Below are 21,476 nucleotides of genomic sequence, written 5' to 3' on the forward strand. Positions count from 1 at the left end.
CGGGGGCCGCCGACGATAACCATCATCCTACTTACTGTTCGGCGGCGCTCCGATCCGGGGTGACGAAGGTTCGCAGCGCTCGCAGCTGGGCGTCGCGTGCTGTGGGGTTGAGGTACATCATGTGGCCGGCCTCGTGGTAGTGATGCGTGAAGCGGGCACGGGCGGCATCGTCGAGGTTCATGTGCGCCCAGACGTACTCCGCTGCGAAGTGGGGCGTGGCGCCGTCGTGATAGCCGTAGTCCACGTGCACCCTGAGATCCGGATTGTGGATGAGGAGTCGCTCGAGGACGCCGGAGACGTCCACGGGTGCGCCTTCGAACGTGCGATAGCTCCAGGGGTGCACGCGTGCCGTCAGGATCTCGTAGGGGAGATCGTTCTCGTACCCGAGCTCGGCCCGTACGTAGTGGTTCATGGCCGCGGAGTAGGGTCCCGTGATGGCACGGATGCTCGGGTCGTCGAAGGAGTCCGAGGCCTGCAGATTGGCGGGTTTCGCGGTGAAGCGCCCGTCGATCCGGCCCACCGCAAGTCCCTCGGACCGGAGGATCTCTGCCGCGAACTCGTGATAGGCCCAACGGAAGTTGGTGCGGCGGATGAAGCCCGGGTCCAGTGCGGTGAGCTGATGGAGCCGCGTCACGGCCTCCTCGTACTCCTCGGAGGTCAGGCGGGTCCCCTGCGTGAGCACGTAGCCGAAGTCCCGCGCCGCGTAGTCCTCCGCCTCCCGGACCACATCGGCGAGCGGACGGTCGCCGTACCGGCCATGGTAGTGCGCGATGGCCGCGTAGGTGGGCAGGTGCAGCGCATAGGGGAGATCGCTCCCGGGGAAGAAGCGCAGGGTGGACATGTTGAGCACGGTGGAGATGAGTCCCAGCCCGTTGACGGCCATGCCGTACGCATCGAAGAGCCTGCCCGCGACGGCGACGGCACGCAGGGTGCCGTAGGACTCGCCCACAAGATACTTGGGGGACAGCCAGCGGTTGTTGCGGGTGGTCCACAGGCGGATGACCTCCGCCACCAGGTCCCGGTCCTGGATGAAGGCATGGAACTCGTCGGCCTTCTCGCCCTCGACCACACGCGAGAAACCGGTGTTCACCGGATCGATCATCACGAGATCGCTCGACTCGAGCAGGCTGTCGGGATTGTCGATCAGGCCGAAGGGCGCCGGGGTCATGGAGCCGACGTCCCCGGCGTCGACGAGTCGGGGCCCCAGCAGGCCGAGGTGCAGCCATACCGACGCCGAACCGGGCCCGCCGTTGAAGGCGAACGTGACCGGGCGGCCGGGCTCGGCGTCCTGTTTGGCGTACGCGACGATGAAGATCTCCGCCTTCGGCTTGAAGCCGTCGGCCTTCCCGTCCTTGGTCTCCTCGCGTCGCAGGACGAGCCGACCCGTGGTGGTCGTGTACTTCAGGCCGGACGGGGAGGTGTGGTCCCGGACGGCGAAGTCGTCCGTGACGTCCTTCGTTTCGGCGGCGGGAGCCTGCTGCCCGTCGATCGCCGGGGTTCCTGGTGTGTCCTGCGTCTCATCAGCCATGGCAGAAGACTACCGGTAGTTCCCAGAGGCAACGGCTCAGGTGTCGGCCGGTGTTGCTTCCCGCCGGCCGAATTCCTGCTGCGCCGCGGATTCCGGGGAGGTCGTTCCGGAGTCCGGTGTGCCGACGGCGCCGGCATCGCCCTCCCAGACCCGGTTCTGCTGCGGCTTGGCGAAGAAGAGGGCCGCACCGAAGCCGATGATGACGACGGTCGCAGGGAGATAGAGCGACTGGCCCATGGACAGCGCGTAGCCCACCTTCGCCTCGTCCGGCAGGGAGGTGCCCGGTGTGGCACTCATGCCGCCGCCGTCGAGGTTCGCCATGAGGCGCGATTGCATGATCGCGGCGATGGCGGCGCTGCCGAGGACGGCGCCCATCTGACGAGTGGTGTTATAGACGCCGGAGCCCGCTCCTGCCAGCGACGGCGCGAGGTTCCGCGTCGCCGTCAGCGAGACAGGTGCCCAGATGCCGGCGCTCGAGAGTCCCAGCAGGGAGATGGGGAGGAGGAGCTGCCAGATCGGAACGTCCGTGGTGAGGATGGACCCCAGCCAGAACAGCGCGCCCGACATGCCCGCGAAACCCGCGATCGCGATGTACTTGGGGTTGCTGCGCTGGACGTACTTCCCCACGAAGGGGGCGAGGACGCCGGAGATGACGGCCATCGGGGTCAGCAGGAGGGCTGCCTGCGTGGGGGAGAGGCCGCGGACGGTCTGGGCGTAGAGCATGAGGGGCAGGGTCATGGTGGTGATGGAGAAACCCATGGCCGTGATGGACGTGTTGGCGAGCGAGAAGTTGCGGTCGCCGAACAGCCGGAGGGGGACGAGGGGCTCGCCGCGGTTGATCCGCTGCCACACCACGAAGGCCACGAGCAGGACGATGCCGGTGATGATGAGGGACCACACCGAGATGGGCCCTGCGATGGTTCCCCACTCGTAGCTCTCGCCCTCCTGGATGCCGAAGACGAGGCAGAACAGGCCGGCCGCGCTGAGGAAGACACCCAGCATGTCGAACCGGTGGGAGGTCGTGGGGAGCGTGGGTACGAGACGGGCGGCGAGGATGAAGCCGACGACCCCGACGGGCACGTTGATGAAGAAGATCCACTCCCAGCCGGCCGAGTCCACCAGGACGCCACCGAGCACGGGCCCCACGAGTGTTGCGATACCAGCGACGGAGCCCCAGAGGCCCATGGCCGCCCCGCGCCGCTCGGGCGGGAAGATCCGTGTGATGACGGACATGGTCTGGGGGGTCATGAGCGCGGCACCCAGCCCCTGGAGCACGCGGGCGACGATGAGCGCCTCGACGGTACCCGAGAGTCCGCACCAGGCACTCGAGAGGGTGAAGACCACGAGCCCCACCAGATAGATGCGCTTGGGCCCGAACCGGTCGCCGAGCCGGCCCGTCACGAGCAGGGGGACCGCGTAGGCGAGCAGGTAGGCGCTGGTCACCCAGATGACACTGTCGATCCCGGCGTCCAGCCCCGCCATGATGGCCGGGGTGGCCACGGAGACGATCGTCGAGTCGACCAGGATCATGAAGAACCCGATGACGAGGGACCACAGGGCCGGCCAGGGCCTGACGTCGTCGTTCCGGAGGGGGGCAGGGGCTTCCTGCGGAGCATTGCTGGGCATGGAGAGAAGACTACGCCCGCAGGCTGACAGAACTGCTGCCGCTCAGGGTGCGGACGGCGCTTTGGGATCAAGCGGTCCTCTTCGGTACAGTGATGGTGTTCGTCGAGGTATCCGGGGCTTTAGCTCAGTTGGTAGAGCGTTTCGTTCGCAATGAAAAGGTCGGGGGTTCGATTCCCCCAAGCTCCACGACGCACGCATGAGGCGAGGCTCCTGTTCCGGGGGCCTCGCTTCGTCGTTGGAGCTGAGCGGTGATCGCCGCGTCGCACCCGCGGACCGACGGCGCGCGGACCAACGATGCGGACCGACGGTGCAGACCCGGCGGTGCGCGAGGTCACACCAGATCGAGGCGCCGTGCCGCGTCCTCGAGGGCCAGCCGGAAGTCGTGCAGCGTCGCCACGGAGAACACCCCGTCGATCTGCCCGTCCGCCCACAGGGCGTGGATTCTCCGCAGGTCGTTCTTCCGCAGCTTCCACCCGATGCCGTCGACGGCCGCGAACACGAACTGCGTGGGCTTCCGCACCGTCGCCATCTGCTCGATCTCCCGGACGGCGTCGGTCAGTTTGCTGCCGGTCGAGTCGAAGCCCTTGGCCGCCACCGCGATGACCACCTCGCCGTGCTCGTCGAGGATCCCGAGATCGTAGGGTGCGGTGCCGCCGGCCCGTCCACGGAAACGGCCGCGCGTCGAGTAGCGGAGGCCCAGATCGCGGGCGACCGCTTCCAGCCGGTCCTCGAGCACCCGGCCCGCCTGGCCGGCGCGCGACGCCGTCCCCCGTGTTCCCGCACGGGCCACGAGGATGTCACCGAATCCGAAGGTCGCGGAGCGCTGCGCCTGCACCACGCCGACCAGGCCGTGCTGCTCGTCGAGGAGGGCGACGACGTCGGCCGGACGTTCCCGGGCCAGCCGTCCGAAGCCGCCGGTGTCGAAGGAGTGTTTGAGGATGTTCGTCAGGCGTTCTTTCGAGAGACCGACGGACAGCCCGAGCACCCGGACCGCCGACGGCCTGCCGCCGATCCAGGCAGCCAGCGATTCCACCGTGACGGGCTCCAGCACCGCGAGTTCGATGGCGAGGGTACGCATCTCGTCCGCCTCGTCGGAATCGGAGAGGAGGTCCGCGGGAGGGACGATCGGCCCGAGGAAGGAGACATAGTCCTGGAAGGTCGGTAGTGCTCGCACGCTCAGTCCCTCGCGACGAAGATGTACTCGGTGGCCTGACGCCTGGTCGCCAGGCCGTGGGTGCCGAAGTGGTAGGTGTGCGGCACCTCGACGACGTCGACCCTGGGCTTCACGGCACCCAGTTCGCGCAGCATCCAGTCGGCGCCCGGAACGGAATTGGAGCTGTAGCTCACCACGAGGGCGGACGAGCCGGCGAACTTCTCGAACATGGTCCGCAGGGCCACCTCGGCGGTGCGCTTGTTGGCGAAGAGGGAGTGCCGCTTGGGAATCTTCTTGGTCTTGGTGTTCTGCATGATCTCGCCCAGCCCCCCGCTCCAGTAGTCGGAGAGGCCCTCGAGGAAGTGGTACCGCTTGGTGTAGTCCGCGTCGTCGCTCGGCGGGGCGTAGGGCGGGTCGAGGTAGACGACGTCGTATTCGGTGCGGTCCAGGGTCATCGCGTCACCCTGCAGGGCCAGATGCTCCCGCCCCGAGCGTATCGAGGTCTGGTTCCAGCGGAGCGCGTGCTCGATGAAGTGCTGCTGGAGGGGGATCCGGAGGTCCCTCCGGCCGTCGTCGTACCGGCTCAGGTCCCCGGAGATGGTGAAGACCCCGCGCGGCTGTTTGCGGGCGGCCGAGAGGATGAGCGCTGCCAGGGCGAGGTCCCGGTCGAAACCGTCCAGGTACTCGATGTGGGACCAGGCGGAGTCGATGAACGCACGGTCCGCACGGTCGAAGAACACGCCGTCGAAGGTCGTCTGGACGAAGTCCCGGTCATCACGCGCCGGTCCCGCGATGCGGGCGATCAGCTCGTCCGGGAGGCAGTGCCCGTCACTGGCGATCGCGGCGGACGCGATGACCCGCCCGTAGTTCATGTAGTCGTTGCTCGTGACCTGATAGCCGAGCGCCTTCGCGAGATACCCGACGAAGCCCGAGCCGGAGAAGGCGTCGAGGAACGTCCCGCCGGTCCCCAGATCCGCGAAGACCGCGGCCAGCTGGGGTGCCAGCTTGTACTTGCTCCCCATGTAGCGGAGGCGCGGGAAGCGGGCCGCCTGGGACAGCGCGGCCTCGATCTCGGTCGTCAGTGCAGTCCCGGTCATGGTGCCCCCGAGTCTAGTAGTCGCTGACGACACTCCGTGCCCGGCCACGCGACGACAGGGAGCGGGACGCCGTTCGCCCTGACGGGATGAGCCGCGAGCAGAGGCGAACGGCAGGCCACCGTCGGTGTGAACTACTCCTCCGGCGCTTTCCGTGCCCACGGGCGGGCCGCGAGGACGCGGGTGAGGGGTGCCAGCCAGGACAGGACGACCAGAAGAGTGAAGGTACTGCTGAGCGAGGAGCCCAGGCTCGTGGTGGGGAGGAGCTGGTGGACGCCGACCAGGATCGTGGCCACGAGCAGCACTTTCTTGACGCCGGCGAGCAGATGGGCCGGGACCGGCTTGGGCCAGGGCGTGAAGTCGACCGGCTCCAGGTCCTCGCGCGTATCGTCAGGGCTCATCGATTCCCTTCCCGTGGTTCGTGCTCCCATTATCCCCTCGCGCCGGTATCCCGCACCACCCGCACGATCCAGCTGCAGGCGACTCGGGCTCGGGTGTCAGGCGAGGACGGCCCAGGCCTGCGGCGGCAGCACCACGCGTCCGTCGCCGAGCCCGGCCTGGCCCGCGAGGATGGTGCCCTCACCAGCGGCGTCGACCGCCTGCTCCTGGGCGGAGACGTTGAGGGCCACCAGCAGGTGGTCCGGCCCCTCGGGGGTGGTGTCGGAGGGAGCGGCCGTCACCCGGTACACGAGCACCTCGTTGGTCAGATGCACCACCTCGGTGGTGGCCCGGTGCAGCCAGGAGTGCCGCCGGCGGACCCCGATCAGGTCCTGGTGCAGCGCGAGGAGCGGCGCCCCGACGGGGGAGAGGTCAGCGGGTGAGGCCGGGAAGATCGGCCGGACGTCGTCGTCGCCTCCCACCCTGTCCTCCTTGACGCCGCGGTACCCCTGCTCGTCGCCGTAATAGATGGACGGTGTGCCGCCCAGCGTGAGCAGCAGGACGACGGCGTGCGCCACCAGGGCGGGATCCTGCAGCTTGCTCGCGATGCGGGTGACGTCGTGGTTCCCCACGAAGGTCAGGGGAGCGAACGAGGCCAGGAGGGCGTTGTGGCGTTCGAGCGCGGCGGCGAGCTCGAAGAAGTTGGCGTCGTTGAGGGAACTCCACACCGCCTTCCACAGTTCGTACTGGGTCGCGGAATCGAGCCCCCCTGCTCCCACCTCGGCGGCGTAGTCCCCGTGGATGTACTCGCCGACGAAGTAGGCGTCCGGGTGGGAGGCGCGCACGCGAGCGGTGACGTCAGCCCAGAAGGCTGAGGGGACCGCGTAGGCGGCATCGAGACGCCAGCCATCGGCACCGCGCTCCAGCCAGTACTGCATGACCTCCACGACGAAGTCGGCGACCTCCGGCTCACCGTGGTTCAGGGCGACGAGGTGGTGGTGTCCCTCGAAATCACGATAGGTCGGCTCATCCCCTTCCAGGACGTCCTCCGGCCACTCGAGGTCGAACCAGGGCGCCGAGACCGACGCCGGGCCGGTCCGGAGGACGTCCTGGAAGGGGGCGAAGGATCTCCCCACGTGGTTGAACACACCGTCGAGGAGGATGCGCAGACCGCGCCGGTGGGCCTCGGCCACGAGGGTGTCGAAATCCTCGAGGGTGCCGAGCCGCGGGTCGACGCCGAAGTAGTCGGTGGTGTCGTACCCGTGGGTCTCGGAGCGGAAGACGGGGCCGAGGGCCAACCCGGAGGCCCCGAGCCCGATCACGTAGTCGAGCCAGGGAACGAGATCGAGCAGCCTGTGCGCGGCGGACGGCTGGTCCGTGACCGCCTGCTCGGCGCCCACGAACCCCAGCGGATAGACCTGCCACCAGATGGCGTGCCGGGACCAGTCGGGAGGGTTCACGGGATCTTCTTTCCTCGGGTCGTCGAGCCACCCAGGGGCCGCGGGTGATCCTGCCAGCCTACGCGGGACGCCGGTCACCCCGCCTGATCGAACCGGGCTCCGTCCGAGGCGAGCTGTCGGATGTCGCCGGGCTCCACCTGGGCCGCCTCGGCGATGTCCACGATGGCGGCGCCGGAGCGGGCGGCGTCCAGTACCGCGGCTTCGAGGTCTGCGGTGGCCTGGTCCAGGTGCCAGCGGGCGGACTCGACGTCGGCGGCCGCGGTGGCCAGCCGACGGAGTGTGGGGGAGAGCCCACGGTCCGCGGGATCCTCGTGGGCCAGCTGGAAACCGCAGGCGCAGGCCCAGACGAGTTCGACGTCGTCCGTGCTCTGCTGCGCGATCATGCCGTAGGAGGAACCGCGGTAGGAGGTCTCGCGGAGCGTCATCGGGTCTCCGCAGTGGAGGGGGGCGCCCATGGCGGTGTCCCCTGTGCCGGTGGCGTCGATGGGTCCGATGGTGGAACTGATGGCCTGTGTCATGGCTCCCTCGTCTTTCGAGCAGGAATGCGAACCATACTGTCAACTAGTTCGCCTAACTAGTTATATGTGTCCCGAGCGGGTGCTGTCCATTCACGATTCGGCCGGCCTCCGGGGCTGCTGCCGGGCGCGCCTGCTGCATTCCTGTCAGTCGCGGCGGGCCGCAGCGAGGGCCGCGTCGATGAGGTCCTCGAGTTCGTCCTGCGTGTCGTCGGCCAGGGCGTCCTTCGCCGTCCTGACAGCCGTGACGGCGAGATCCCCCCGCGTGCCCACGATGGTCATGGTCTGCTGACGCCCGCCATCGGCGGACGTCTGGACGGTCGTCGTCCCGACCGTCGTGTCCGCATCCGTAGCGGCCTCGAGGGGCTCGACGGTCTGCTCGATCGCCACGCCCTGGGCTTCGACGGTGAAGGACGAGCATGCCCCGAGGGCCTCGGCGCTTGCACTCCCGCCGTCCGACGACGACCCGATGTCCGGCGAGGAGGCCGCGGAGACGATGGTCTGGATTGCATCCCCGTCGGAGCTGGAGACGCCCGTGGCGATCCCTGCCCCCTCCGGCGCGTCCAGGCTGTTGGACACGAAGACGGAGCACTCCGCGGGAGAGACCGTCACCGCGTCGAGGAACTGGCGTGCCTGGTCCATGCTCTGCCTGATCTGCTCCGTGGGGATCAGCTGCAGGGGTGAGCCGTCGGCCTCGGTGATCCCTCCGACAACGGTCGCCAGCTCGTCGGAGGAGTAGGAACCCGTTTCGTCGGGTTCGGCCCCGGTGCTCGCCGATGCGGCCGCCGTCGGCTGGCCGGCTGCCGGCGTCGATTCCTCGCCCGGCTCCGCTGACGCGCATCCCGTCAGCACGAGGAGGGTGGCGAGGGCGAGGCCCGTGAACGGGGTGGAACGGGGCATGGTCATCCTTCGGTCGCTGCCGGGCCGGGCCCGCTCCGGCAAGGCTACACAACCCGGCCGGGCAGGCCTCCCAGCCTTGCACGGCCGGTGGGTATGCCCGGGTTCCGCCCGGTGCGCCGGTAGATCCCGGCGCAGAACGCCACGAGCAGCAGGACGTGCAGGGCGTCCCCGCCGTAGTACATCAGCTGGGCTGCCTGCTCCACGTCGGCCCGGGCCGCCTGGACGCCCGCCGTGGAGTACAGGTGTTTCGACACGATGCCGTGCACCGCGATGGAGGCGACGACGGCTGCACCGCGGAGCGTCGGCGACGCACGGCGCGGGTGGGGATCCCTGCCGACGACGGCGTACGCGAACAGGGTGCCTGCTGCGACGAAGTGCACGTGGATCAGCGGTCCCAGCACTGGGTGGTGCAGCAGGGGAAGCATGGTTCCGTCCCAGTAGAGGACCGCCAGGGGGACCGATGTGAGCAGCAGGCCCGTCAGCGGGTGGGCGAGGGCCTGCAGCGGGCGGGCGCGGGCGGCCCGGCTGTAGCCCCGTCCCACGCGGGCCGGTACGGCACGCAGGAAGAGTGTCACGGGGGCGCCGAGGACGAGCAGGAGCGGGACGAGCATGCCGAGGACGAGATGGACGGCGGTATGCACGGTGAGACTGGCCGCGGCCGCCGTCGCGACCGGCCCCGTGGTCACGACCAGGCCGAAGCCCGCGCCCCCGAGCCAGGACACCGTTCGGCGGACGGGCCACGCTGTCCGTCCGCGGAGTACCGCCACGCGGCCCGCGACGAGGTAGGCGACGGCGACGGCGAGCCAGAGGAGCACGACAGCGATCTGCGCTGCGACGTCCCCCGCGGTGCCCGGCGAGGGACCGGCGGCACCGGGAGGGTGGTGCTGCAGCGCGTACGGAACGGCCTCCGGGATCCGGGCTGTGAGGGACATGGTGTACGTCTGCCCGGGCGGATCAGCGGTTGCGCTGGTGGTCGTGAAGGGCGCCCCGCAGGACGACGAGCCCTGCCAGGAGGAAGGCGAGGGCGGCGCCGTTCCACACCAGGTCGTAGGGGAGCAGGTCCACGCCGTACCGGATCTCGTGCAGGCCCAGCACCTTGTGGTGCACCACGCCGTCGAACAGTTGGAAGGTCCCGATGCCCACCAGGATCCCTCCCACCCACCAGCGGGTCCGCACGGCACGACGCCGGCGGAGGTCGGCGAAGAGGAACAGCGAAGCGACGGTCGCGAACCAGCTGAAGGCGTGGAACAGGCCGTCGGACACGAGCCCCGCAGCGCCGGTGGAGCGGTCGTAGAAGTGGTGCCAGTGCAGGAGCTGGTGGAAGACGGCCTCGTCCAGGAAGGCGACGATGCCGCAGCCGAACAGGAAGCCGACCAGGATGTTGCGGCGATGGAGGGGCGTCTCCTCGCCCTGGCGGGAGGCGGCGGAGGGTGGCGTGGACGAAGCGATGATGTCCCTCGCTGTCATTGTCGTTTCTCGGGCGGCCGGGTCGACCATGAGGTGGACCGACGCGGCCAGCCTGCCAGCGGCCGGAGCGCGGGTCCACTGCCCGGCCTGCGTCACTGATCCCTTGACGCGGGCGCGGAGGCGCTCCTCAGGAAGCCTTCTCGCCGTACCACCAGTGGGGCCGCTCTACCGGGCGCGGTCGCATCAGCGGCAGGGCGACCACGACGGCGGATCGGCGGGGGTGGGTCAGGATCATCGTGATGACGCCGAGCAGTGCGGACGGGATGGACACCAGCACCGCCACGGCCAGTGCGTACACCGCGAGCGCGGCATGCACCGGCGAGTGGTAGAGACCTTCCATCGAGGCTGCGCTGCCGAGCCACAGCCACGACCAGAACAGGCCGATGGCGAACAGCAGTGTTCGCGCGCGCCTGTAACGCAACGGATATCGCACCCGCCCACGCTTCATATTCGTCTCCCCAGACTTATGTTTCGGATCCCGCCCCAGGCAGGATCACTGGATGAATCCTAGACCGCGATTGAGGCTTTCGAGGCGTCCGATACGAGAATGGGATGTGGCTGAAACTGGTGGGTCGATGCAGCGCCCGGACATTCGCGTACAGAGGGTCGAAGGTGACGGCGTGTGGGCCCGCGTCTCATCGACCGGAGAGCCCGGGAAGCGCGCGTTCGTGCTGGTCTCCGGCATAGGCGTGTCCTCGCACTACTTCGAGCAGCTCGCTCCCCATCTGCTGCAGTTCGGCCCGGTCTACGCGCTCGACCTGCCGGGTTTCGGCGGAGTCCCGCACGCCCTCCGCGCCCTCTCGATCGGTCAGTTCGCCGACCTCGTCGGGACGGCGATCGATGAGCTCGGCCTCGACGATCCCATCGTCGTCGGGCATTCGATGGGAACGCAGATCTGCACCGATCTCGCGGCGTCACGGCCGCAGATCTCCACCCTCGTCCTCATCAGCCCCGTGATCGACGCGGCGGCGCGCTCCACCCCGGTCCAGGCCGGGCGGTTCCTCCGGGCAAGCCTGCACGAGCCGTTCCGCGTCAAGCTCCTCGCCGTCGTCGCCTACCTGACGTGCGGCTTCGGGTGGTTCTTCAAGATCCTGCCGCGCATGATGTCCTACCCGATCGAGCTGACCGCCCGGGGTGTGGGGGCCTCCACGCTGATCATCCGCGGCGGGCACGACGCCGTCTGCCCGCGTCCGTGGGCAACGCGTCTGGCGGGGGCGTTCCCGCACGCGGCCGACGTCGTCGAGATCGAAGGGGCTGCACACTCGGTGATGCATGCCCACGCCCGCGAGGTCGCGGATCTGTGCGTGCGGCACGCCTCCGGCGAGCTCGGGGAACGACCGATCGGAGAGGACGGGGCGGCCGGGCGGGGTCCTCGCGCGGACCGGGACGCTGCACGAGGCGGACCCCTCACGGTGGTCCCGGAGCTGCCGCGCCAGGAGGCGTCCCTCGATCCGGTCGATGCGCTCCGCGCCGTCGCGGACGAGGTGGAGGGGGTCGCCATCGAGCTGAAGGGCAACCGGACGGACGACGACCACCTCGTGGAACGCGGCCGCGAGCAGCAGGCCGAAGCCCGTTCCAGGGGGCGCGACTAGGCCGTCCGGCTCAGCGCGTCATCGCCGCCTCCGGAAGGTCCACGTCCGCCGTCGCGTCACCGAGGAGCCGCACGTGGTCGGGTGTGAGGTCCTCGATGCGGTTGACGCCGAGCAACTGCATGGTGCGGGCCGTCTCCGTGCCGAGGATCTCGATGGTGCGGTCGACACCCTTGCGCCCTCCTGCCATCAGCCCGTAGAGATAGGCACGTCCGATCAGCGTGAAGTCCGCACCGAGGGCCATCGCCGCCACGATGTCGCCGCCACTCATGATCCCCGTATCGAGGATGATGGCCGTCTTGCCCTTGAGCTCGGCGGCGACGCGCGGCAGGAGGTGCAGGGGGATCGGGGCGCGGTCGAGCTGACGGCCGCCGTGGTTGGAGAGGATGATGCCGTCCGCTCCGTGGTCCACGGCCTGCTTGGCGTCGTCGAGGGTCTGGATGCCCTTGACCACGAGGTTGCCCTTCCAGACGCTGCGCAGCCAGTCGAGGTCCTCGTAGGTGAGCGTGGGGTCGAACATCGAGTTGATGAGGTCGGCGACCGTACCCGAGTAGCGCGAGAGCGAAGCGAAGGAAAGCGGTTCGTGGGTGAGGAAGTTGAACCACCACGCCGGCCGGTAGGAGGCGTCGAGAACGGTCTTCAGTGTCAGAGCCGGCGGGATGGTCATGCCGTTGCGGACATCCCGGAGGCGGGCCCCGGCAACCGCTGTGTCCACGGTGACCATGAGTGTGTCGTTGCCGGCCGCGGCTGCGCGGGCGATCAGTTCCATGGAGCGCTCGCGGTCCGTCCACAGGTACAGCTGAAACCAGTTGCGGCCGTTCGGCGCAGCCTCGGCGACGTCCTCGATGGAGGCGGTCCCCATGGTGGACAGCGTGTAGGGGATCCCTGCGGCCTCGGCGGCCTGTGATCCGGCGTACTCGCCCTCCGACTGCATCATGCGGGTGAAACCCGTGGGCGCGATACCGAAGGGCAGCGCCGACGTCCGGCCGAGGATCGGGGTGGCGGTGCTGACGGTCCGGACGTCCCGCAGGATCCCCGGGCGGAACTCGAGGTCGAGGAAGGCCTCCCGTGCCCGTCCGAGGGAGATCTCGGCCTCGGCCGCGCCGTCGGTGTAGTCGAAGGGTGCGGTCGGCGTCCGGCGCTTGGCCATGTCGCGGAGATCCCAGACGGTATTGGCCCGCCTCAGGCGCGAGGCGGCACTGAACTCCGGCCTCTTGAACTGCATGAGGGGCGCGAGGTCGGCGACCTTCGGGACACGGCGCCGGAGGGCCGGCGGGACGGATGAACTGGCGGGGAGGTTCATGGAGGGGCCTTTGCTCGGTGCTCGGGAAGGCGGTGGCCGCAGGGCTGTCTGAGGCCTGACCACAGATCCTACGTCGTGTGGTCCTACCACACAAGATAGGGTGGACCCATGCGTACTCACCAGACCGTCTCGGCATGGCTCGAGCATGAGCTCGCAGCGGGTCGGCTGATGATCGGCTCCCGGCTGCCGGGCGAGCGCACCATGGCGGAGCAGCTCGGCATCAGCAGGGCCTCGGTGCGGGAGGGGACGCGTGTGCTCGAAGCCCTCGGCGTCGTCCGCGCCGGCGTCGGCTCCGGACCGCAGTCGGGGACCATCGTCACGGGCAATCCCGCGCTCGCACTGGACTCGGCGCTGCGGCTGCATGTCGCGAGCGCCCACCTTCCCGTCAGGGACATCGTGGAGACGCGACTCCTGCTGGAGGTGTGGGCGGCGGAGCATGCGTCGAAGGACTCGCCAGCACTCGACCGCGCCGCGGTCCTGCTCGATGAGATGGACGGGCACGACGACGCCCCGGCGGCCTTCCTGGAGCGTGATGCCCTGTTCCATGTGGCCCTCGCGGAAGCCGCGGGGAACGTCCTCGTGGGGGCCATGATGGGCTCGCTCCGGGGGTCGATCGCCGGCTACACACAGCGCCTCACCACGCGCCTGCCTGCCTGGGACGTCACATCGGGCCGGCTGCGCCGCGAGCACCGCGCCATCCTGGCCGCCGTCGTCGCGGGCGAGGGGGCGCGGGCGGCCGGGCTGGTGCGGGATCATATCGAAGGCTTCTACCTGGAGGCGGGAATCGACGACCGCCCGGATGCCGGTTGACAGCCTGCTGAGCTTTCCAATATGACGCAGGTCACCTAGACTGCTCCTACTGGTCGAGCAGAAGGCCGTGGACCCACCGGACGTGGAGCTGACCATGGAAAACCTGCACCAGATTCTCGATCATCCCAGCGCACTCCAGGCCGTGCCGGAACGCTCCCGGGGCCCCCGATCCCGCCACCTCCTGGCACCCGCCCCGAGTCCGGAGCCTGACGTCCCGCCGGATCTGGCAGCCGTCTCGACGCGAGACCTGAGGCTCCTGTGCAATCGGGTCTACCAGCGGCTGGACACGGCCTACCCGGGCGCGGAGTCGCGTGAGCAGTACCACGCGATCGTCGGCGAACTCGAGCACCGTGAGGCCGAGGCCGAGCACAGGGGCGCCCCGGAGTCCGTCCGCGAGACGTTCCGGGACACCTTCCGCGACAACGCACTGTTCTCCCGCTTCGAACTTTTCCGGAACGGCGTGATGGCGGGCTACGTGCAGTACGACCTGCGGGGTGGCCAGGTGCTCCTGCTCCACGCGGTGATCGATCCGAAGTTCCGCCGGATGGGCCTGGAGCTGCACCTGATGCAGGCGGTCCTGCTGAACGCCCACCGCCGACGACTCGCCGTCATGCCGTATTGCCCGGAGGCTCAGGACTTCCTGGCTGCCCACCCGCGATACCTGGCCCTCCTCCCGACGCGGCAGCGCCGTCGTTTCACGCAGCTCATGGAGTCGCGCGCCGGGAAGCAGGACAGCCGGTGACGTCCGCGGAGGTGCTCGGTGAGGCTCTGAGTCGCCTGCCCGACCTGGTGCGCTCCGCCGTCGAGGGGTTGGACGCCCGTCAGCTGTCGGAGCGGCCGGGTGGTTCCGCGAACTCGGTCGCATGGCTGGTATGGCACCTGACGCGCGTGGAGGACAGCCACCTCGCGGACGCGTTCGACCGCGACGAGGTCTGGTCGGCGGACGGTTTCGCCGAGCGGTGGGGACTCGATCTCCCCCGGGAGGACACCGGGTTCGGCCACTCCTCCGCGCAGGTGGATGCCGTGCAGGTCGATTCGGCGCAGCAGCTGCTCGAGTATTTCGACGCCGTGCATCAGGTGGTCGAACGCCTCGTGGGTCAGCTGGGTGACGCCGACCTCGAGCGGGTTGTCGACGAGCAGTGGGACCCACCCGTCACCCTGCTGGTCAGGTTGGTGAGTGTGATCGACGACGCCGTGCAGCACGCCGGACAGGCAGCGTATGCCCGGGGGATCCTGACCGGGACCTGACGGGGATCAGCCGAGCCCGGTCCGGCGCAGCGTGATGTTGAGCCGGCCCTCGAAGCCGATGCCCTCGGGGGCGGTGCCCGGAAGCGTCCGGAGGACCCCGTGGTAGGCGAAGCGCGACGGACCGCCGAACACGAAGAGATCGCCCGAGACGAGCTCGATGTCCTGCCACGGTCGATTGCGGTTCTCCGTGTTCCCGAAACGGAAGACGCAGGCGGTGCCCAGGCTGAGTGACACGACGGGTGCGTTGATGCGCTCCTCCCGGTCCTGGTGCATGCCCATCCTGGCGTCAGCATCGTAGTAGTTGACGAGGGCCGCGTCCGGTTCGTACCGATCGCCCTCGTCGGGACCGTACGCCGCGGCCACCGCTTCGCGGCCCAGCGCGCGGAGCCCGTCCGGGAACGGCGCGACCGCGGCGCCTCCGGCGTCGTCGGCCGTCCGGCTGTACCGGTAGGGCAGCCAGTGCCAGCCCAGACTGACGCTCCTCACGGACATGACGCCGCCGTTGGGCATGGTCACGGATCGCATGAGCGCCGGTCCTGTTGCCCACGTGCGGCACAGCTCCACCAGTTCGCGCTGGCGGTGTTCACCGAGCCAGTCCGGAACGTGCACCGCCCCCGCAGCCACCTCGCGGCGGGGGCGGGGGAGCAGCGCATCGGTACCCGGGATCATTCCCTCATTGTGCGGTGTCCCGGGGAACTACGCCCTACGTTGACATTTTCTTCGGCCTTAGCCCCGGACTGCGCCGAGGATGTGCAGTGAGACTTGACGCGGTAGCGCCCGGAGGGTTCGGGCGGCACGGTGTGCGCCGCGAACGGCGAGCGCGTCACCGCTCCAGGTCTCGAGAGGAATGACGCAGGCATGACGATGACACCAATGGCCCCGGAGGGCCGGTACGAGGACGGGACGGACGGTCGGCCACAGGGGGCCTACGAGACGCGCGGGCGGCTGGACCGGATCGTCGGACTCGTCATCGCGGCGATCGTGATCGCGGCAGCGGGCCTTCTGTGGCTGGCGGTGGCGGTCAATGGTCCGGACACCACCGTCGCGGATTCGAACGACGTCGTGATCGGCGTCTGGCGCGTCCTCTACAACGCGGACGCCCCGGCCCTGCCCGTCATCCTCACCGCCATCGCCCTCGCACTGCTCGCGGCCGCGGGCCTCGCAATCGTCGAGCGGCGCATCTCCACGACATCCCGCCGGTCCATGGATCCCACCGACCGGCCCCTCGCACCGAAAGTCGTCATGGGCGCCAACCGCGGCGTCTTCGCCGGTGAGGTCACGGTCACGGTGCTGATCCCCGCGCACAACGAGGAAGCCTCGCTCCCGCAGACCATCGCATCCCTCAAGAGCCAGTCCCACCGGCCCGAGCGCATCATCGTGGTCGCCGACAACTGCACGGACGCGACCGTCCGGCTGGCCCTGCAGGCGGGCGTGGAGGTGATCGAGTCCGTGGGCAACACGAAGAAGAAGGCGGGAGCGCTGAACCAGGCCCTCGCGCAGGTTCTTCCCCAGCAGGGCGAGAACGACGTCGTCATGGTCATGGACGCCGACACCCAGCTCGATGACGGGTTCCTCGCCGCGGCCGTGGTGCGCTTCACCGCCGACCGCGCGCTCGTGGCGGTGGGAGGTCTCTTCTACGGAGAGGAGGGGCACGGCCTGATCGGGCAGTTCCAGCGCAACGAGTACATCCGGTACGCGCGCCAGATGCGACGCCGTCGCGGTCGTGTCTTCGTCCTCACGGGGACGGCATCGCTCTTCCGCCCCGTCGCGTTGCGCACCATCGCGGAGAGTCGCGGGTGGTCCCTGCCCGGGACGTCCGGTGACGTGTACGACACGGCCGCGCTGACGGAGGACAACGAACTCACCATCGCGATCAAGTCGCTCGGCGGGCTCATGATCTCCCCGCAGGACTGCACCGTGGTCACGGAGCTGATGCCCTCGTGGCGCACACTGTGGAACCAGCGGCTGCGCTGGCAGCGCGGCGCCCTGGAAAACATCGGGGCCTATGGCGTCACGCCGTCCACCATCCGCTACTGGGCGCAGCAGCTCGGGATCGGGTACGGCGTGATCGCGCTGAGCGCCTACCTGGGCCTGATCGTCACCACGCTCCTGGCCCTCGAAGCGTGGATCTGGTTCCCGTTCTGGCTGGGCATCGGCTTCCTGTTCACCATCGAACGGGTCGTCGCGGTCTGGAAGGGAGGCTGGCGGGCCCGCCTGCTAGCGGCCCTGCTGTTCCCCGAACTGTTCTTCGACATGTTCCTGAACGCCGTCTACGTCAAGGGCATCATCGACATCTCCTTCGGTCGCCAGGCCGCCTGGAAGCACCTGGCCCATGCCGCTCCTGCCGGCTCCCTCTCTACCCAGGAGGCCTGACCCATGATCACCGCAGCGTCCGTGCTCACCGTCCCCACCGGCATCCTGCTGCCGGAGTCCGTGCTCCACAGCGGGTTGTTCGCCGTCCTCGCAGCGTTCGTGGCGATCAACACGGTGATCTACGCCTCCCTGGCGCTCTCCGCCATCCTCCCGAAGATCTACCCGACGGACTGGTTCACCAACCGGAACCGACGCACGGAGACGCGCAGCATCTACCCCGACGCCGAGGGGTGAACGCCCTGCTGGGCGCGAAGTAGTTAGAAGGGTATATTGCTAGGAAGATTAGCAATATACCGAGGAGACTCTGATGACCGGCAGCCATTGTCCGTCCACCACCCCGCAGCCGGGCGGCTAGCGCCATGGCGGATGCTCCGGAGCTCGGCCACACACCGCGCGATGATCTGGCGGCCGCTCTCGAACGCGTTGCGGGCGGCGATGCCGATGCCTTCGCCGAGGTGTACCGGGGCGCCGTCGGCCGCGTCCACGGGCTGGTCCAGCGGATCGTCGTCGGCCGGGCGCTGTCCGAGGAGGTGACCCAGGAGGTCTTCCTCGACGTCTGGTCACAGGCGGCATCCTTCGATCGGGGCAGGGGCAGCGCGACGACCTGGATCCTCACCCTCGCCCGTCGGAGGGCCATCGACCGCACCCGCTCCGACGTCTCCCCGGTGGACCGCTCCGCACCATGGGCGCCCGCCGGCAGCGTCGACGGATACGATGCCGTGCCCGAGGACGTCCTCGACCACGACGAGCCGCGCCGACTCTCCGGGTCCCTGGGGACGCTCACGCCCCTGCAGCGGGAAGCGATCGACCTCGCCTACTTCGGGGGACTGACCTACGAGGAGACCGCACGGCGCCTCGATGCTGCGGCAGGGACGGTGAGGAGCCGCATCCGTGAGGGGATCATCCGGCTGCGGTCGGACCTGTCACCCGGCGTCTGAGTGCTCGCCCTGCGGTCGTTTCTCGCCCGCCTCCACCGGCGCGGTGACCACGTTGCCGGCGACGGGGGCCGGGCAGGTGCCGAACGGTGTGAAGGCGCTGGGATAGTTGACGGCGCGGTTGAAATCGATGAGCACGACGCCGTCCGGTCCCGGGCGGGAGGTGGTCACCTTCCGCCACTCCGCCGTCGTCGAACCGTTGGTCCCGTCGTGGAATGTCAGGCCGAGCCCGCCGGACTCCTCGCGGGCGGCTCGGAGTCTCCACTCCTGTGGCGCACCGGGCAGCCGGAACGTGACCTCCCCGACGGACCGGTGGACGCCGGACACCTCCGGATGGGCGGTCCGGATCCGCTCGTCGCGGGGTTCCGGGAATTCCTCGACGCGACCCTCCACCACCAGGTCCCTCCGGTACGGGAACGTCGGGACGCCCGTGAAGGCGGCGAGCGTCGGTGCGCCGGAATCCCTCGTCCGGACGGCGTAGCGCCCGGACCGCCGCGCGAGTTCGACCACCACACGGTGTCTGTCCTCACCTCCGTAGGCGACCCAGGAAAGCGACTCCTCGTCGTCCAGGACGGCATCGATGGCTCCGTCCACGGGGAGGGCGCTCGTCAGGTCGGTGAGGCTGTCCGCCGCGCGGGCCGTGATGGTGGCCGCGTGCGAGTCGGCGGACCAGAGGCCCGGGACCAGGTCCAGGGCCGCGGTCTCGGCCGGCAGCCACTGGAAGGAGGTGAGGCTGAGCCACCCGTGGTCGTCGGCGAGCGACGAATCCCGCGCAGCGCGGAAACGCTGCCAGTGGTCCTCCGGCGTGGTCGTGCTGTCCATGGTGTGCCTTCCGGGCCGACGGGAGTTGAAGGGTCCTGCGTCGATGGAACCCGGGGCTCATGCCGGGCATTCCCGGGATCGGACCGCGGGGTCGGCCGGCTCCGCGGCCCGTGGATCAGCTGTTGTACCCGGCTGTCGCCCCGAAGCCCGCGATGATCAGACCGAAGAACAGGATGACACCGAGCACCGCCAGGACGTTGAGGATGGTGACGATCCACCCGAGCACCTTTCCTGCCGTCGCCTGGACTCCGAGCCGCTCCGCCTTGCTGGCCTGCCAGATCGCGAGAGGGCCCAGCACGAACCCCGCCACGAAGAACCCGACCAGCCCGAGGATCAGGGACAGCTGCGCCGCCTTCTCGCCCTCCATCGCCTGGTAGGACGGCTGGTACGGCTGCTGGTACAGCTGCTGATAGGACGGCTGCTGATAGGACGGCTGGTAGGGCTGTTCACTGGGATAGGGCTCGTGGGACACGGGGACGCTCCTGCTGTAGTGCGGCTGTTCCGGGACTGCTCCGCCTCCATCATCCCGCGTTCCGCCCGCCGATGCACGGCAGGCGGGCTGTCGGATCAGGGGAGCAAGGGGGTGGGGTGTGCCCGGAGTGCGTGCAGCATGAGGCGGAGGTACCGGTCGAACCCTTCCGGGGGTGGTTCCGGCCGTGCCGGAGGAGCAGGGTCGCGGCTGTCGCCGGGAGGGGGCGGAGGCGGATCGGCGGCGTCCACCCGCTCGGGCGTGAGGGATGCGAGCATGCGGACGAGGGCCAGCAGATCCGCTCCGGTCAGGTCCGGAAGGGATGCGCCGTCGTCCCTCAGCCGCCCTGCGAGGTGGTCAGCCGCGGGCGTGAGCCGCTCCCTCAGGACGGCGAGGCCTGCGGAGACGAACCCGTGGTCGTGCAGCAGTTCCCGCAGGCCGCGGTCCTCGAGCTGCATGCGGGCTGCCGTGCCGATGAAGGCCTCCGCAGCGGCCCACGGTTCCTCGAGGGCCAGGGCGTGGGTGGCCATCCGGTCGACGTCGGGCACCCTCTGCTCGAGGATGGCCTCGATCAGGGACCGGCGGTCCGGGAACCGCCGGTACACCGTCCCGACGCCCACACCCGCCGCGCGGGCGATGTCCTCGAAACTGCAGTCCGCGCCATGCTCGGCGAACATGCGACGTGCGGCTCCGAGAACCACCTCCCGGTTCCGCAGGGCGTCCCGCCGGAGCGGGCGGCCGACGGCGGGGGGTGTGTGGGGCCCGCCGTCGTCCGCCGCGTCAGGTGGGCGCATCATGGTCCGCGGACCGGTACAGCCGGAAGGTGAGGAGGAGGCGATGCGCGGTGATGACCACGGCGAGCCAGGCGATGCCGAGCGTCCAGGCGACGAGGACATCGGTGAGCCAGTGGTGGCCGAGGAACACGCGGCTCAGGCCCATCGTCACGGCGAACAGCACGGCAAGCGACACGGTGAGGGCGCGAATACGTTTGCGGTGCGGACGCAGGACCACCAGATAGGCCACGATCCCGGCGATCACGAGGGCGTTGAGGGAGTGACCGCTGGGGAAGGACGGCGACGACTCGTACGGGGGTACCGCGAGCTCCATCGGGGGGCGCAGGCGTCCGAAGGCATCCTTGCCCGCGACGGTCATGAGCAGGGAGCCGAAGGCCGCTGCCGGGATCAGGATCACGGGGGTCCACGAGCGGCGGCCCACCGCGAGCAGCACCATGATGCCGAGGGCCAGGATGGGCATCCCGATGGGCCCGCCGATGTTCGTGTAGCCGGTGATGAAGGCGTCGAGCCATCCCGCGCGCAGCGAGACCGCCAGGTCGAGCGCGGGCTGGTCGAGCGCCGCGACGCCGTCGGATTCGACGACCGCCTCGTACACCTCGGCCGACGCCGCCGTCAGGAGTGCAGCCACGCCTCCGCCGATGGCGATGAGCAGCAGGAGCGCCCAGTGGGGTCCCACCCACCGCGCAAGGGGGCTGACGCACCGGACGAGGAAGCGGCCCATGCGCGACGGCCATCGGGTGAGATCTCGCGGCCCTACGTACTGGTCCTGATGTGCTGGCATCTGTCGACTCTATGCCGGGCGCCACAGGATCGGCAGCCGGGATGCGCTGCGGACCCCGTTTTGCGCTGGCGCCTGCTGTCACCCCGCGGGGCTAGGTGTACTGCCCAGGGACGTTGGTTGATGTGTGAGGACGCGTCGTAGGTTCTGGACGCGAGGAGGACCTCCGATCGAGAGTGGAGCTGTCTAGGTTCCGGTTTTCGATCAGGAGGTCCTCGTGTCTCACGCTAATGC

The 21,476-nt window shown here is 69.4% G+C and carries 24 protein-coding genes and 1 tRNA gene; 8 read left to right on the forward strand and 17 right to left on the reverse strand.

Annotation, left to right across the window (positions count from 1 at the left end; all coding sequences use genetic code 11):
- Positions 1-31: 31 nt before the first annotated feature.
- Positions 32-1,528, reverse strand: coding sequence for a S10 family peptidase (locus FJV46_RS06795; RefSeq protein ID WP_126130650.1), 1,497 nt, complete (start codon positions 1,526-1,528; stop codon positions 32-34).
- Between the two features lie 36 nt (positions 1,529-1,564).
- Entirely contained in the window at positions 1,565-3,154 is a 1,590-nt protein-coding gene (locus FJV46_RS06800) for a DHA2 family efflux MFS transporter permease subunit (RefSeq protein ID WP_087025544.1), read from the reverse strand.
- 113 nt (positions 3,155-3,267) lie between these two features.
- On the opposite strand from FJV46_RS06800, the gene FJV46_RS06805 reads away from it, so the two are divergent.
- Positions 3,268-3,340 (forward strand) — tRNA-Ala (locus FJV46_RS06805).
- Positions 3,341-3,485: 145 nt separating this feature from the next.
- Here the strand turns inward: FJV46_RS06805 and FJV46_RS06810 are convergent.
- From FJV46_RS06810 to FJV46_RS06850, 9 genes are all read right to left on the reverse strand, one after another.
- Positions 3,486-4,328, reverse strand: a complete 843-nt coding sequence (locus tag FJV46_RS06810; RefSeq protein WP_087025547.1) for a hypothetical protein — start codon at positions 4,326-4,328, stop codon at positions 3,486-3,488.
- Between the two features lie 2 nt (positions 4,329-4,330).
- On the reverse strand, positions 4,331-5,404 hold the full coding sequence (locus FJV46_RS06815) for a DNA adenine methylase (protein WP_087025549.1): 1,074 nt from the start codon (positions 5,402-5,404) through the stop codon (positions 4,331-4,333).
- Between the two features lie 131 nt (positions 5,405-5,535).
- Positions 5,536-5,802, reverse strand: a complete 267-nt coding sequence (locus FJV46_RS06820) for a hypothetical protein (RefSeq protein ID WP_087025552.1) — start codon at positions 5,800-5,802, stop codon at positions 5,536-5,538.
- Between the two features lie 96 nt (positions 5,803-5,898).
- A complete protein-coding gene (locus FJV46_RS06825; protein ID WP_087025555.1) occupies positions 5,899-7,239 on the reverse strand; it encodes an alpha-amylase family protein in 1,341 nt (446 codons plus the stop codon).
- A 74-nt stretch (positions 7,240-7,313) separates the two neighbouring features.
- Positions 7,314-7,757 carry a type 2 periplasmic-binding domain-containing protein gene (locus FJV46_RS06830; protein ID WP_087025558.1) on the reverse strand — a complete coding sequence of 148 codons (444 nt, stop codon included), beginning with the start codon at positions 7,755-7,757 and terminating at the stop codon, positions 7,314-7,316.
- 144 nt (positions 7,758-7,901) lie between these two features.
- Positions 7,902-8,654: a hypothetical protein gene (locus FJV46_RS06835; protein ID WP_087025561.1), complete on the reverse strand. Its 753-nt coding sequence runs from the start codon at positions 8,652-8,654 to the stop codon at positions 7,902-7,904.
- Between the two features lie 44 nt (positions 8,655-8,698).
- Positions 8,699-9,586 carry a cytochrome c oxidase assembly protein gene (locus FJV46_RS06840; RefSeq protein ID WP_087025563.1) on the reverse strand — a complete coding sequence of 296 codons (888 nt, stop codon included), beginning with the start codon at positions 9,584-9,586 and terminating at the stop codon, positions 8,699-8,701.
- 22 nt (positions 9,587-9,608) lie between these two features.
- Positions 9,609-10,121, reverse strand: coding sequence for a DUF2243 domain-containing protein (locus FJV46_RS06845; protein ID WP_087025566.1), 513 nt, complete (start codon positions 10,119-10,121; stop codon positions 9,609-9,611).
- Positions 10,122-10,248: 127 nt separating this feature from the next.
- Entirely contained in the window at positions 10,249-10,569 is a 321-nt protein-coding gene (locus FJV46_RS06850) for a hypothetical protein (RefSeq protein ID WP_126130649.1), read from the reverse strand.
- 106 nt (positions 10,570-10,675) lie between these two features.
- On the opposite strand from FJV46_RS06850, the gene FJV46_RS06855 reads away from it, so the two are divergent.
- A complete protein-coding gene (locus FJV46_RS06855) occupies positions 10,676-11,713 on the forward strand; it encodes an alpha/beta fold hydrolase (RefSeq protein ID WP_232008514.1) in 1,038 nt (345 codons plus the stop codon).
- 10 nt (positions 11,714-11,723) lie between these two features.
- On the opposite strand, the gene FJV46_RS06860 is transcribed toward FJV46_RS06855, so the two are convergent.
- Positions 11,724-13,013, reverse strand: coding sequence for an alpha-hydroxy acid oxidase (locus FJV46_RS06860; protein WP_087025571.1), 1,290 nt, complete (start codon positions 13,011-13,013; stop codon positions 11,724-11,726).
- Between the two features lie 108 nt (positions 13,014-13,121).
- Between FJV46_RS06860 and FJV46_RS06865 the strand changes: the two genes are divergently transcribed.
- The 3 genes from FJV46_RS06865 (at position 13,122) to FJV46_RS06875 (ending at position 15,071) form a co-directional block, all read left to right on the forward strand.
- Positions 13,122-13,823: a FadR/GntR family transcriptional regulator gene (locus tag FJV46_RS06865; protein ID WP_087025573.1), complete on the forward strand. Its 702-nt coding sequence runs from the start codon at positions 13,122-13,124 to the stop codon at positions 13,821-13,823.
- A gap of 67 nt (positions 13,824-13,890) precedes the next feature.
- Positions 13,891-14,565 (forward strand): GNAT family N-acetyltransferase, encoded by a 675-nt coding sequence (locus tag FJV46_RS06870; RefSeq protein WP_087025575.1) that lies wholly within the window; start codon positions 13,891-13,893, stop codon positions 14,563-14,565.
- A complete protein-coding gene (locus FJV46_RS06875; RefSeq protein ID WP_087025577.1) occupies positions 14,562-15,071 on the forward strand; it encodes a mycothiol transferase in 510 nt (169 codons plus the stop codon). The genes FJV46_RS06870 and FJV46_RS06875 overlap by 4 nt, the downstream gene beginning before the upstream one ends.
- 6 nt (positions 15,072-15,077) lie before the next feature.
- Here the strand turns inward: FJV46_RS06875 and FJV46_RS06880 are convergent, their stop codons facing one another.
- Positions 15,078-15,740: an alpha-ketoglutarate-dependent dioxygenase AlkB family protein gene (locus FJV46_RS06880; RefSeq protein ID WP_087025578.1), complete on the reverse strand. Its 663-nt coding sequence runs from the start codon at positions 15,738-15,740 to the stop codon at positions 15,078-15,080.
- A 189-nt stretch (positions 15,741-15,929) separates the two neighbouring features.
- Here FJV46_RS06880 and FJV46_RS06885 point away from each other — a divergent pair, with 189 nt between their 5' ends.
- From FJV46_RS06885 to FJV46_RS06895, 3 genes are all read left to right on the forward strand, one after another.
- Positions 15,930-17,444 carry a glycosyltransferase family 2 protein gene (locus FJV46_RS06885; RefSeq protein WP_232008513.1) on the forward strand — a complete coding sequence of 505 codons (1,515 nt, stop codon included), beginning with the start codon at positions 15,930-15,932 and terminating at the stop codon, positions 17,442-17,444.
- 3 nt (positions 17,445-17,447) lie between these two features.
- A complete protein-coding gene (locus FJV46_RS06890) occupies positions 17,448-17,678 on the forward strand; it encodes a hypothetical protein (RefSeq protein ID WP_232008512.1) in 231 nt (76 codons plus the stop codon).
- 125 nt (positions 17,679-17,803) lie between these two features.
- Complete coding sequence (locus FJV46_RS06895; protein ID WP_087025583.1) at positions 17,804-18,382, forward strand: sigma-70 family RNA polymerase sigma factor; 579 nt, start codon at positions 17,804-17,806, stop codon at positions 18,380-18,382.
- On the opposite strand, the gene FJV46_RS06900 is transcribed toward FJV46_RS06895, so the two are convergent.
- From FJV46_RS06900 to FJV46_RS06915, 4 genes are all read right to left on the reverse strand, one after another.
- Positions 18,368-19,201 (reverse strand): DUF1684 domain-containing protein, encoded by an 834-nt coding sequence (locus tag FJV46_RS06900; RefSeq protein WP_087025586.1) that lies wholly within the window; start codon positions 19,199-19,201, stop codon positions 18,368-18,370. The genes FJV46_RS06895 and FJV46_RS06900 overlap by 15 nt on opposite strands.
- Positions 19,202-19,316: 115 nt before the next feature.
- On the reverse strand, positions 19,317-19,673 hold the full coding sequence (locus FJV46_RS06905; RefSeq protein WP_087025589.1) for a DUF4870 domain-containing protein: 357 nt from the start codon (positions 19,671-19,673) through the stop codon (positions 19,317-19,319).
- Between the two features lie 95 nt (positions 19,674-19,768).
- Positions 19,769-20,467, reverse strand: coding sequence for a TetR/AcrR family transcriptional regulator (locus tag FJV46_RS06910; protein WP_158250090.1), 699 nt, complete (start codon positions 20,465-20,467; stop codon positions 19,769-19,771).
- A complete protein-coding gene (locus tag FJV46_RS06915; protein WP_087025595.1) occupies positions 20,451-21,245 on the reverse strand; it encodes a phosphatase PAP2 family protein in 795 nt (264 codons plus the stop codon). Before FJV46_RS06915 ends, FJV46_RS06910 begins: the two co-directional genes overlap by 17 nt.
- Positions 21,246-21,476 lie beyond the last annotated feature (231 nt).

Origin of the sequence: Arthrobacter agilis (assembly GCF_006494655.1) — a bacterium.
Lineage (GTDB): Bacteria > Actinomycetota > Actinomycetes > Actinomycetales > Micrococcaceae > Arthrobacter_D > Arthrobacter_D agilis.